Source organism: Streptomyces sp. MNU76, from assembly GCF_020982545.1.
In the GTDB taxonomy this organism is placed as follows: Bacteria; Actinomycetota; Actinomycetes; order Streptomycetales; family Streptomycetaceae; genus Streptomyces.
Window position 1 is genome coordinate 220310 of the sequence record NZ_JAJKLK010000022.1, and the last position, 12189, is coordinate 232498.

12 protein-coding genes are annotated in these 12189 nt (G+C 59.2%); 6 read left to right on the forward strand and 6 right to left on the reverse strand.

The features are described 5' to 3' along the window. Positions 1-2 precede the first annotated feature (2 nt). Together E4N62_RS36040 and E4N62_RS36045 are read right to left on the reverse strand one after the other, a co-directional pair. Complete coding sequence (locus E4N62_RS36040) at positions 3-605, reverse strand: TIR domain-containing protein (RefSeq protein WP_230221304.1); 603 nt, start codon at positions 603-605, stop codon at positions 3-5. A gap of 104 nt (positions 606-709) precedes the next feature. Further along, positions 710-1828, reverse strand: a complete 1119-nt coding sequence (locus E4N62_RS36045) for a hypothetical protein (RefSeq protein WP_230221306.1) — start codon at positions 1826-1828, stop codon at positions 710-712. A gap of 241 nt (positions 1829-2069) precedes the next feature. Between E4N62_RS36045 and E4N62_RS36050 the strand changes: the two genes are divergently transcribed. Both E4N62_RS36050 and E4N62_RS36055 read left to right on the forward strand, forming a co-directional pair. Then, the gene (locus E4N62_RS36050) at positions 2070-2309 is read left to right on the forward strand and encodes a helix-turn-helix domain-containing protein (protein WP_230221308.1); all 240 of its coding nucleotides are present in this window, start codon (positions 2070-2072) and stop codon (positions 2307-2309) included. Between the two features lie 192 nt (positions 2310-2501). After that, a complete protein-coding gene (locus tag E4N62_RS36055) occupies positions 2502-3824 on the forward strand; it encodes a hypothetical protein (protein ID WP_230221311.1) in 1323 nt (440 codons plus the stop codon). A 19-nt stretch (positions 3825-3843) separates the two neighbouring features. Here E4N62_RS36055 and E4N62_RS36060 read toward each other — a convergent pair whose 3' ends face one another. After that, entirely contained in the window at positions 3844-4323 is a 480-nt protein-coding gene (locus E4N62_RS36060; protein WP_230221313.1) for a hypothetical protein, read from the reverse strand. A 211-nt stretch (positions 4324-4534) separates the two neighbouring features. On the opposite strand from E4N62_RS36060, the gene E4N62_RS36065 reads away from it, so the two are divergent. Together E4N62_RS36065 and E4N62_RS36070 are read left to right on the forward strand one after the other, a co-directional pair. After that, a complete protein-coding gene (locus tag E4N62_RS36065) occupies positions 4535-5353 on the forward strand; it encodes an alpha/beta hydrolase (protein WP_230221315.1) in 819 nt (272 codons plus the stop codon). A gap of 141 nt (positions 5354-5494) precedes the next feature. Then, positions 5495-6166, forward strand: coding sequence for a hypothetical protein (locus E4N62_RS36070; protein ID WP_230221317.1), 672 nt, complete (start codon positions 5495-5497; stop codon positions 6164-6166). A gap of 51 nt (positions 6167-6217) precedes the next feature. Here the strand turns inward: E4N62_RS36070 and E4N62_RS36075 are convergent, their stop codons facing one another. Then, on the reverse strand, positions 6218-7669 hold the full coding sequence (locus E4N62_RS36075; protein ID WP_230221319.1) for a helix-turn-helix domain-containing protein: 1452 nt from the start codon (positions 7667-7669) through the stop codon (positions 6218-6220). 347 nt (positions 7670-8016) lie between these two features. On the opposite strand from E4N62_RS36075, the gene E4N62_RS36080 reads away from it, so the two are divergent. Together E4N62_RS36080 and E4N62_RS36085 are read left to right on the forward strand one after the other, a co-directional pair. Beyond that, positions 8017-8385: a hypothetical protein gene (locus E4N62_RS36080; protein WP_230221321.1), complete on the forward strand. Its 369-nt coding sequence runs from the start codon at positions 8017-8019 to the stop codon at positions 8383-8385. Further along, positions 8378-8791 (forward strand): ATP-binding protein, encoded by a 414-nt coding sequence (locus E4N62_RS36085; RefSeq protein ID WP_230221323.1) that lies wholly within the window; start codon positions 8378-8380, stop codon positions 8789-8791. The genes E4N62_RS36080 and E4N62_RS36085 overlap by 8 nt, the downstream gene beginning before the upstream one ends. A gap of 6 nt (positions 8792-8797) precedes the next feature. Here the strand turns inward: E4N62_RS36085 and E4N62_RS36090 are convergent, their stop codons facing one another. Together E4N62_RS36090 and E4N62_RS36095 are read right to left on the reverse strand one after the other, a co-directional pair. After that, positions 8798-9325 (reverse strand): hypothetical protein, encoded by a 528-nt coding sequence (locus E4N62_RS36090; protein WP_230221325.1) that lies wholly within the window; start codon positions 9323-9325, stop codon positions 8798-8800. 261 nt (positions 9326-9586) lie between these two features. Further along, entirely contained in the window at positions 9587-11101 is a 1515-nt protein-coding gene (locus E4N62_RS36095) for a hypothetical protein (protein WP_230221327.1), read from the reverse strand. Positions 11102-12189: the final 1088 nt, after the last annotated feature.

The window sequence follows — 12189 nt, forward strand, 5'->3', positions numbered from 1 at the left end:
CGCTACAACCCGAGATTCTTGTAAACGTGTTCCTTGTAGTAGTGTGGTGTCGTCTTAGGGTCGGCCGCAGTCAAGTTCTTCTTGAAAGCCTCCACATACTCATCCAAAGCGTACTTAATAATTACGGGCTGGAAAGACACGTTGATGGAGTAGTGCTCTTTCAGCATAGTCGGAATCTTAGAAGACTCGACCGTCCGAGACTGATTCAGATTCACAAAGACCACCGGCAGGTTACGCCGCTTGATCGCCTCGATCTCGTAGTAGAGAAAGCTTGACGACCTGCCAGCCTTTGGCTTGGTAGTACTACTCAAGAGCACGACGGTCTGTTTAGTGTTGGAGAGCCGCTCACCGAGGCGACGGCGGATTGTCTCCGGCTGGCTCGTATCCAGTGCCGTATTGATGTCGTGCGCGTCGAAAAAGTCAAAATCGATGTTCTCGTTCTCACGCCACGCCTTCATTAGATAGTACGAGCGGATGTCCTCACTTGCGAAGGCAACGTAGGTCTTGTTCCGGTAGGCCACATGAATCCCCTTCAGAGCTCTGGCGAGCGATGTACAGAGTCGCTGCACAAAGGGACGGTCGCTTCGCCCCGTGCCCTCGGTCAACTACCCCACAAGAGTAGCCCTTCAGACTGACAATCACTCACGCTCCGTCAGGGCGCGAACGGGCAAAGAGGATTAGACCTCTACCTCGACATGACCGTTCGTGATCACTTCTGTCGACTGGTGACCGTCTGCATCTCCCCCTCCAACACCCACACGAACGCCACACCTCCCTTGGGGAACGTCCAGCCCTCGTAAGCAACTTCGACGCTCGGTGACGGGCTCGACGCTGAGAGGTGGGTGTACCGCGGCTGTCGCGGTCCGGAGAGGTAGTCCAAGACGTTCATGCGGCGGATACCGCAATCGCCGTACCAAAGCTCAGCCCTGAAGTCCTTGGTGGGCTGGGCGAGGTCGAGGTGCAACACGTGTCCGTGCTGCTGGACCAACACTCGGTAGGTGTACGAGACGGTGATCTCTTCCTCGGTCCTCACCTCCCCTCCGAGGTTGCAGGTGAAGACCTGCCCCTCCTTACGCACACTCCGACGTACCTTCTGCGGCTTGCCGTTGACAGCGATCTGCACCAACTCGAAGACTTCGGGTGACGAGGCGTCGAGACCGTCTACGGGCGGGAAGTACCACTCCGCTGCGGAAGTTGGATCAGCCAACAAGTCCCGGTACGCGTCCAGATCAGAGACACAGGAGAAGCGCAGCACTGAACTTGACGGTACGAAGCGGTACTCCCAACGGATAGTGGCGACGAACATCGCGCCTTGGCCTTCGGCCGGCCCTTTGGTCCAGGGCGCGAGCGCTACAGCGACGTGGGCATCCTCCCAGCGTTGCCGGGCTCCAATGATCTGCTCCTTCAAGTCGCGGTAGGCGTCGGCGGCAAGCTCCTGGTCTCCAAGGCGGATGCTCAAGGTGTTCTCAACGATGCGGTCGAGCGTCTTCTGGGAGGCCACGTTCGTCAGGGACTCCGGCGCGAAGGCGAAGCCGTCGACCACCGCGTCCCGGATGGCTGGTGCTTCCTCGGACAGCACCTTGCGGAGACGCTGGTTGGCACGGGCCTCGGCGTCCACCTGGTCGATGTACTCGAAGAAGATGGCGATGAGCCCGGTAGTGAAGAGGGCCGAACCGACCTCCATCACGGGGAGGTTCTCAAGCCAGGCGCCGGCCGCGTTGCCGCTCACCCAGTGGGCGAGGAGCATCAGAGCTATACCAACCACCGTGACGACGGTCGCGAGGAGTGCAAGTTTGGTCTGGTATAGGCGCTCGAGCGGACTTGACATATACAAGATCAATTATAGCAAACGTGCAGCTCAGGGCAATGGTTAGCATGAGGAAGGCCCCGAGTCGCTAGGTACGACTCGGGGCCTTCCCTGGCCTGGCGCACGGCGCTTCTAGCGCTTCGTGCCGCCGCTGCCTCCGCTGGCGCGCAGCATGGCCATCACCTCCCCTCCGTCTCGGAACAGGGCAATCAGAAGATATCCGATTTTGGGATATCTGCAAGCCCGGCAGTGCGCTGTGGCCGTGGAGAAGTCGATCTATTCGGCCGAGTACCAACGGCTCTGTACCTTGCTGCGGGAGCTGCGCCGTGAGGCAGGGCTGACCCAGGTGCAGGTCGCCGCCGAGCTGGACGTGCCGCAGTCGTTTGTCAGCAAGTACGAGTCTGGGGAACGACGGCTTGATGTGATCGAGCTTCGCCATGTGGCACGGGCGCTCGGAGTGCCGTTGCGGGTGGTGCTGGAACGGTTGGGGGTGTGGAGCTGACGTCGGGCATCACCGTTACGGTCGCTACTTGGCGCGGGAGCTCAAGGCACCGAGCGACGCTGGCGGTGGCGGTGTTCCGACTTCGGCCTCCTAGAAATACGCCGGCATCGCCCCACCTGTGGCGCAGTAGAATTTCCTCGGGCCGTCGTCTATTGGGCGGCTCTGCCTACGCGCCAAAACCTTGAGGTGCCCGTGATCTTCAGATCGGCAATGTCCGCCTTCTCGAAGCTCTTCCGGAAGTCATCAGCTGACGAGAAGGTGACCCCAGAGTATCTCCTGGCTCTGGCCACCGAGTTTTATGTGCAGTCGCACGACTTCAACGGTCTTCCGGTGCACGCCCTTGAATCGGAACTGGACGACCTCCGAGCGCTCCTGCGGCCATTGGTCGAAGCGGGCAGCCTTTACGTCAACTACGGTGACCGGCACCCCAACCCCCATATCTTGGCATTCGAGCCGGAGCCGCAAGAAAAGCAGCTTGAAAAGCTGGCAACCAACGACCTGGCTGGCGCGTGTCTCTATCCCACGGTTGGTCACCTTGAGTCGGTTGTAGACCGCGACACATACCGAGACCGGCCGTACAGCCTCGAACTTGCCCTCGGGTATCCCGCCCTCGGATACCACTTCTTCGATCTTTCGATTCTGGAGTCGTACCGCAACGACCCGCGCTACTACTACAACTTCGACATCAGCGGCAGGATCAGCATCCACGATGACCACTTCGGGCAGTCAACCATGCCCGAGCGGGATCAGATCTTGCTTGAGTCATTCGGCCTGGCGCTACAAAAAGACGACGGATGGGGCGTTGTCGTATTTCGCCGATACCTGTCTTCACTTTCTCCCGAGCATCAGCAGATCTGGAAGGCCAAGCAGGAGGACGACAGGGAAAAGTTCGCTCCACACCCCGACTACTTGCGGTCGAGCATTCTGGGTGACTGGCACGAGAAACTCTCCCTGTTCAGGGCGTTCCTGGAAGAGATGGAGCAGATCAACGCTCTCGCGCAGCACATCGGGCGACCGCTGCTCTTCCGGAACACCTACACTGAGAACTGGCCCAATGACTTCGGCTACCTGATCCGTCCGACGGGCCGTGAACTGGCCAACTTCGCAGGCGTCCTCGACAAGATGCTCTCAGACAACATCAACCGGTATTTCTTCCAGAACGAGGTTCCGTATGAGGACGAGCAGACCGACAAGAAGGGGCGCACCGTCGTCACACAGCGGGGAACCATCCGAATCCTCGACGAGTGGATCAAGGCGAAGGTTCGGTGTGAGAACCCCGAGCTGATCGACCACGCCATCAAGACGCTGAAGGAAATCCGCAAGAAGCGGAACCCGAACGCTCACACGATCAGGCCCGACGAGTATAACGTTTCGCTGTTCAAGGAACAGGTCAAGCTTATGCGCGATGCCTACCGGGCTTTGGTGACGCTACGGCAGATCCTCCAGCTCCATCCGGCAGCGCGTGACTATGAAGTGCCAGACGTTTTGGAGGAGCAGGAGGTTTGGAGCATCTAAAAGAGTGCTCAGATTCCGTTTATAGCTCGTTAACTTGCCACTCTCTACCGCCGCCTAGCTCCTGCATGTAGCAGTATCGCTTTCCTTTACCTGCCAGGGAGCTCTCTAGCTCTGAACCTCCGGGCTCGTAATCCGATTTACCACAGTCATTAGTGGAAATGAACACACTTTCACTATTGCGCCCAAGCGAATCAGGCAAGACGAGAGTTGTGATTCTTTCGTTCTGCACAGTTACTGCCATGATATTGCAGTATGTATCTTCAGGGGCTGTATGAACAGTGCAAACTTGTTTATAATCTGTTCCGCTCCACCAAGGATTCGAATAGTCCTCCTGATGCGTAGCGCCGCTGCCGCGCGTCTTCGAATTTTCCGCAAAAAAGCTGTCATGGATCCAATTTCCCACAAAGTAGAGGATTGCCAAAAGACTAACGGCGATCAGTAGGCCCGAAAAGCCGGATGACGCCGAGGGACTCGCCTGGTTATTAAGTTCTTCATTCATCTTTAGTTACCTTAATTAATAGTTTACATTCTAAAACATCAAGGCGAATTCGTCAAAATTTCCCCCAACCTGAGATGTCCTGTGCGAAACGTTTCGTGGTGGTCTAATAGAGAGCCTGGCCATCCGCCCCGCGTATTTCCCCCGAACCACCCAAGCACCACGCGGGCGCTCCATCTGGTCGCGATGACTCCGCAGTCCCTACGCTTGCCCCATGCCATCAACTGACGTGACGGTCCGGACCCTCGACGGTCTCCACCTGGCGGGTACCTTGGTCACGCCGGAGCAACCAACCTCCCGGGCCGTGGTGCTCGTCCACGGTGGAGGCGTCACCCGCGAGGAAGGCGGCTTCTTCACACGGCTGGCGACCGGACTGGCCGAGGCCGGTGTGGCCTCAATGCGCTTCGACCTCCGCGGCCACGGCGAGAGCGAAGGTCGTCAGGAAGAGCTCACCTTGTCCGCCATCCTCAACGACATTCGGGTTGTCTTGGCGTACGTCCGCGAGGCAACCGGAGCCGCGGAGGTCACACTGCTTGGAGCCAGCTTCGGCGGCGGTATCTGCGCGTACTACGCCGCCCAGCGTCCCGACGAGCTCTCCCGCCTGGTGCTCTTCAACCCCCAGCTCGACTACAAGAAGCGCACCATCGACAGCCGGCCGTTCTGGGAGAACGACTACCTCCAGGACGAGACAGCACAGCAGTTGGCCTCGGAAGGCTTCATCCAGTTCACGCCGACGCTCAAGCACGGACGGCCCATCTTCAACGAGGTCTTCTGGCTCCGTCCCCATGAAGCTCTCGGCGACGTCGAGGCGCCGACCCTCATCGTGCATGGCACCAAGGACACCCTCGTACCGTTCGAATCGTCCAAGTCGACTGTCTCCCAGTTCCGGGCACCGTGCCAACTGGTCGAGATCGAGGGCGCACAGCACGGCTTCGCTGTCCACGACGACCCGCAGTACCTCAACCCTCAGAGCCAGGAGTGGCAAGCCTTCGTGATTCGGACGGTGGCGGAGTGGATCACCGGGACCGCGTAGTCAGTCCCGGTGAGTGCTCGCGGACGCCGAAAAACCTTATTCGGGTCGCTCCTGGCGGCGGCAAGGCGTATATTCTGCCCGCCGAGCAGAGTCTTGCACCGGCGGAGACGGCCGTACTTTAGTTCGAGCATTGAGGCGTACGTGGAGAAGATCAAGAAACACTTCGGTCGATGGGTGCTCTGGATCGGGTTAGTCTCCGCCGTGGTGACAATCTTCGCCTTTGTGACGGGTAAGGCATCCCTTGGAGCTATTTTCAGTGAATCGGAGGGTGCTGAGGCTAAGCCTCCTGGGGCCTCAGCCTCAGCACTCGATGAGACGTCAGATTCTCCTTCGCCCTCAGCCCCACAAAGCCTGAGTGACCCTCCGCAAACCAACAGCGAGACCCCCACTACAGAGGATCCAACAAGCCCAGTTCCAACACGCACGAGCGTCGAAAAGAACGAAGCTATACAAGAGCCGTCCCCAACCGAATCCGAGCATGCAGGCCCGCTGATCATCAACATCGAGATGGGCGAGAAAGGGAAAGTGGGTGTGGATACATGGAGCAAAGGATCTAGACCAGGAGCTAATACGGACGTTTTCGACTCGAGCGGTCAACTTAGGAACGGTTGCTATGTTCAGTGGACGCTGTATCGGCAGGAGGAATCGATTCAAACTAAGAGGAGTGGCGCCTGCCGCTCGGGCGGAATCACCATGTTCAATTTTGGTGACAGCCTTGACGAGGTCGGGAAGTACCGACTTACTGCCGACGTAACTACCGACTGGGGTGTCGACGGGTCTGAATCCTATGACTTCAGTGTTGTCGACGGTTAATTGAGCGCTCTAATACCGGCCCTCACCCGGCCCAGCCAGGATGCGCGACCCTCACGAAGCCCGCAGAGCTTCGCGGAAGTCTCGTACCGCGGGCCGGCTACTCCAGCGATCCAAGGTGTGCAGGACTTCACCGAGGACGCGCAGAGTCCTCTCTGACTTCATGGTGTGCGCCACCTCAGCAGAGGCTCGGCCGAGCTCGGCGGCCTCGTCGGGCTCGCCACACAGCGCCACAGCAGCCGCCCGCCGCGCGGTGAAGAACCCCGTGTCACGCCGCGACAGCGTCCCGGAGGAGATCGCCTCGCCGAACAGGTCCACGGCCATGCTCGGCTTGCCCGCCTCGGTGTACGTGACGGCGTTGCGGAGCATGAGGGTGTCTTCGGCGAAGTACGCCCCGAGCGGGTTCGGGTCGTCGCTGGGCACCTCGGTCAGCAGGCTGCGCGATTCGTCGAGCTTCTGCTTGACGGCGTCCAGCGGTTCGCCGGTCATGGCCAGGCCGAGGGCCTCTTGCTGGGTGACCTCCGCATGGACGCGTGTCGGCAACTGCCACCGCTCGTGACGAGCTGCCTGGGCCAGAGTGAGCACCCGCAGGGCATCACGGTCATCGTAGGCCATTTGGGACTTCTTGAGCAGAACATACCCCTGCATAGCGGCGTCGTCGGCTTCTTGAGCCCACTCCATGGCTCGGTCGTACCAGAAGCCGGCCTGTCCGGGCTGGTGGATGTCGCGGTACAGCCATCCGGTAAATTCGGCACCATCCGCCCCGACCGACAGCAGCTCGCGACGGGCCCGCGGCTTCACATCGCGGGCGTGCCGCTCAATGGCACCGAGCAGCCCGAGGACGACCGGCAGAGTCTTCTTGGGGCCCAAGCGCCCGTCGTCGCGCTTGGCGTAATCCAGCTGGGTGCGGAAGTAGTCGACGATCGGGCCGCCCTGGTAGCGGCGGGAATCGTCCAGGGAGCTGGCTACTCGCTGGAGTTCTTCCAGGCCCAGACCCGGGAGGGCAGCAGCGGCAATGCCGCTGAGCAGGGTTCTACGGTGAAGCGGACTCATGGCCTCGTGTTCTGCGCTCGTGGTGCTGTCGGCTGGGATTGCCGACAGGCTGCCGAGGCCGCTGGTCGCCAGCGTGGAGGCGTCGATGGGTACGAAGACGGTCTGTCCGTCGACCACGACGGGAAGCAGCGTCGAGCCCTGGGTCTGGGACGACTGCTCTGGCTTGGGGCGGTCGGTCTCTTCCCGCGGATTCGCGGGAGCGGCGAACTGACGTTCGATACCTCGGAGCTTGAACCAAAGTAGCTCGGCCGGAACGCCGAGGCTATGCGCCCAACTCATGAGCTTGGATAGGTCCTGCGGGGCTGGACCGTTCTCGATGCGGCTGAGCTGCGCCTGGGTCAAGCCGAGCCAGTTGGCGACGGCTCCCTGGGAGATGGGGCGTTCGTGGTGTGAATGGGTGCGGTAGGCGTACAGAACCTTCCCGAAGTGCCAGCTCTCCAGGGCCTCGCGCATCTGCGGGTGCTGCCAGAACTCGGCAGGGAGAACGGGTGGTTGGCCGGCTGAACCGCGCTCCTGGCGGGCGCAGGCCCCGCAGCGATCTCCGGCGTTATCCCTGGCCAGGCGGGTACCGCACTGGCAAAAGCGGGCTGGTGGTTGTGGTGCCATACCGCTGTACTCCCGCCCCTGTTGCCACTGGTTTTACCCAACCCAGCGTATTGCCATACGGGGCCCGTGGGCGGCAATACGCTGGACGTATTCCAGCGTATGCGTGGCCGTAGTTGGCGCAGGTGGGAGACCTAAGCAGGCTCGGTAGTCCCCCGTTTTCCCACCCGTCCAGCGGACGGGGCAAGGAGCCGACCATGCGACCCGCTTCACCCCGACGACTTGCCTACGGCTACCTCCGGGTGCTGCCGGGGCTCGGCATCGACGACGTTCTACGTCTCCAACGAGACCTGGTGGTCTTCGCCGAGAACAACGGACTGGTTCTCGCAGACGTGTTCGTCGAGGCCCAGTGGCAGCAACTCAAGGCGTGGGCGGAAGTTGTAACCCACTGCCGCGCGAAGAACGTGACCCACGTCGTCATGCCCTCGCCCGAACACCTCCACCAGATCCCGGTCTTGGCGGAGATCATGAAGGACGAGGTCGAACGCGAGATTGGCGGCCAGCTCTGGTTGGTCGAGCCGTTCGAGGAGACCGCACCTCAGAGCCAGGAGGCGGGCCGTGAGTAACCGACGACTTGTCAGCCGGCTGGAGCTTGCCGCTCAGCGGGACGCCTCCCCCTGGGCTCGTCGCCACACCCGTGATGTCCTTAGCGCCTGGGGCTTGGTGCCGGAGCGGATCGACACGGTGGAGCTGTGCGTCAGCGAGCTGGTGACGAACGCAGTGCTCATCACCGAGGAGACTCTGGGCGCTCCGGTGGCGCGCATCTCGCTGACGCTGATCTACATGCCTGGCGAGCTGGTCGTCGAGGTAGCAGACGGCTTCTACCAACCGCCAGTCCGCAAGGGGACTGTCAGCCCCCAGGCCGAGAACGGCCGGGGGTTGATCATTGTGGAGAGTCTCGCCAAGGAGTGGGGATTCTTCCAGCCGCTGAGCGGCGGCAAGGTGGTGTGGTGTCGGGTGGGGCTGGGGTGAGAGGGTTCACCATTCGGGATATGCGAGACCCGGGCAATTGAGCCCCTCGTACTGGGCCAGTTCGGATGGCCAACCACCGCTGGAGCGAGGATAGGTGAGATCTTCCTCGGAAGCCTTACGGAACTCTCCCTCGCCGTTGGCTCGGTAGACCGTCTTCTTCCCTGTGTAGAGCTCCTTCTTCGTTGAAGAATCCCACTCGGAATTCAGGGTCACGAATACCAGTTCCGCTTGGTTGTTGCGCTCCTGGCAAGTGATACCCGTCGAATTTCCCAAAGTTCCATGGTTGAACCAGTAGTCATCGCCCATGCCACGAAGAGAGCGGAACTTTCCATCTCGGTACTCGAAGTGCCAGATGAGAATGGCTGTGCCTCCGGACAGGCCAGTCACGAAGAGGTCGTCTTGACCATCGTTGTTGACATCGCTGACACCCAGCCAGTTGGGATTCGTGAGAGTGCCATCTTGGACCAACTGCTGACTGTGCTTCTTGCCGTTGCCGAACTCAATGTCAACTTGGATCGCATTCTCTTCAAGCATCTTGTCGACTGCAACGAGCTTTGCCTTGTCTTGCTTGCCGTCTCCGTCGAAGTCCCCGTTGCGATCACCAAGCGACCCACATGACTGATCGGTACAGGAAGCGCTACTCGGCTCACCACTCTGAGCCGAGGAATCGTCATCCCTCGTGTTAGTGGAATCTGACGAAAAGAAAACCAAGATGGATAGCGTAACGACAGAGGTTACAACACATAGGGAGACCACCAGAGCAACCAACCGATTCCTCGTCATGAAGTCTCCCGATTAATCAGGGATTGCGTATTTGCCTGACTTGGGATCGACCCGCACCCACTCTCGATGGAATTGATCATTCTCATCGAGCCAGTCAGCCATTCCGTAGACTCTCCCCCAGCCGCGATGTGCTGTATTCGAATTACCTGACGGTAGAGCCGTAAGAGAAAATGGCGTAGAAGTGTTCTCGAGATCTCGATTCTTCCCGCTAGCGTCAATATCCTGATATATCGATCCTCCCGATGTGGCGACGAACAGCCGAAGGGTGAATTCGCAAAAGTATTGTTGTGAGAAGAATCCGAGACTAAGTGTTTCCTTTTCTCCAGGTTCAAGCGTAATAGGATGAGAATTGAAGAAACTTTCGCCAGTGCCTCGAGGTTCACTACTTGTGTCCTGGGGAATGGGGTCACCCTCGTCAAGGTTGAATCCAATGCTGAGATTATCAGGTGACCCTTGGCTAAAAGGGCTGAAATACGTGCCGCCAAGGGGCGGTCCGCACTCCTTGATAACCTTCATATTTGTGATGCGAACCTCTTCTTGAAGATTGCCGCTTAGCGTGATGGTCGCAATGGGGCTAAAATCCTGCGAGTCGACGGGCACCGCTTCATTTTCTTTAAACCAGGATGAGTACCCGGCGGTTTGAGAGTAGACGTTCGTATTGAACTGAGCGAGTTCCTCGTCGCTCATGTCAAGTTTTTCTGCGAGCGCGAAAGATCCTACGGGTGCCGGAACGATATCCGAGATGCCGACCACGGCTACAGGCAACGATGAGGCATCAGCCGGCTGTGCAACAGGGTCAACCTTGGGAGGCTTATCGCCATCGCTACTGATCCACTTGTACCCGCCGACTGTCGCGGCGACGGTCAGTGCCATGGCGCTAAGAATTGAGAGAAACACAGTGCGGGGGTTGACTGGTTGCGGCCGCTTACGATCGTTGGAGCCTCCAGGGGGTTGCGTGCGATCGCGGGCCAATGCGAACTCGGACGAGCCGCTGTCAGGGCGATCGTCTACCGACGCAGATGAAGTCGAACTTGGAGGACCTTTCTCCTCATCCCCGGACTGAATGCTATCTGGGTCAATGCCGATGGCCTGCAGTTGCTTGCGCAGGATTGACTCGATTGCGGCCAGCGCGGCGTTGAAGTCTCGCTTAACTGTGGAGACGGAATTTCCCCGTCGACCGGGGAAGTGACGCTCACGCTCCTCGGAAAGACCTCGCTGCCTGTCCTCGAGATTGGTATACCGCCACTTATTCGGATCCAGTAGATTGAATGACCAGCGGGCGCTCTCCTTTACTCGATCCGTTTCTGCGAGTCCAGAGGTCAATTCTTTTAGCTGTTCTGTGACCTTCCCCCGGACTGCGGTAACAGTATCATTCTTATTAATTTTCCAAAGCTCACATAGTGCAGGCCCAGGACGCTCGTATAGATCCGGCTGCCATACGCCAGCATTCTGACTGAGTCCCTGCAGTTTCGTATTAAGCGGCGACCTCCCGGCTTCAGTTCTCTCGCTGTACTCTTCGCTAGTCATGCCCCTCCTCATGAATAGACCGAGAGTAGCGCTTTGCTGGTCTGTAGGGGGCGATTTTGTCAATGTCGCCGTTGATCATTTATGCACCATTTGTTATAATTAGGGCATAAATGATCAACCAGGAAAATCCTCACCATTACGATCTAACTGAGAGCGGAAGACGTTCGCTTTCTGGTGAGGGTGTCCCGGAAGAGGCGTCTCGAGAAGACCCTGGTCCTCCTGCCTCTGCTCTTCACTACGCAGGCATTCCACTTGATGATCCCAATTACATCGGGAGTTCAGCTGGCCAAGGTGAAGTCTCGCCAGAGGCGGAACCAGAGGACGCGTCTTTAGAAGCCAGCGAGGAGCCACGTCGCTCTACTAGGCAGCGCCGTCCATACCCACATGAGGCGTTACCGGCGTCTCGAGAAGACCCTGGTCCTCCTGCCTCTGCTCTTCACTACGCAGGCATTCCACTTGATGATCCCAATTACATCGGGAGTTCTCAGTCCGATGACAAGCATCAGCCCGAGACAGGATCGAAGTCTCCTGATGCGAGAGACAAGGGTTCACTGGACTCTGAGTCACCCAAATCCGAGTTTTGACTACTCACCCGCTGGCCCGCTGACCAGCGGGTTTCCGTATGAGTAGCCGTTTGAGTAGTCATCCAGTGGTCAAAACGGCCCTTTTCTTTGACCGCCTCTAGTGGCCTCTGCCAATGTCATCTCATCGCCACAGAGCGATGTCTCAAGGGCCAGAAACTGGCCTCCAGTTGACGCCCCAGCAGTGGAAGGAGCTCGGGGGGAAGTGCGCCCTACGCCAGCAAACCAAGAAGGGCGCACTCCCAAACAGTCGGAGTGATTTGTCGCCCGTCTCCAAAGGAGCATGCGACTCTCGAAAGGCGACAGGTGGAGTTCCTCACCGCGTCTGTTGTCGTCGCAGCGTGGTTGGCCGTACGGAACCGTCCGTGGTGGCGAGCCCTTATGAGCCAGCTTACGGCAGCGCTGTTAGTGGCGCTGCAGGAATTGCTGCGGCAGTGGCTGAAGGCAGTCGAGAGGAGGCTCCGCAAGGACACGTGAAAGAGGGGCGGCCACGCTCATGTGGGTGTG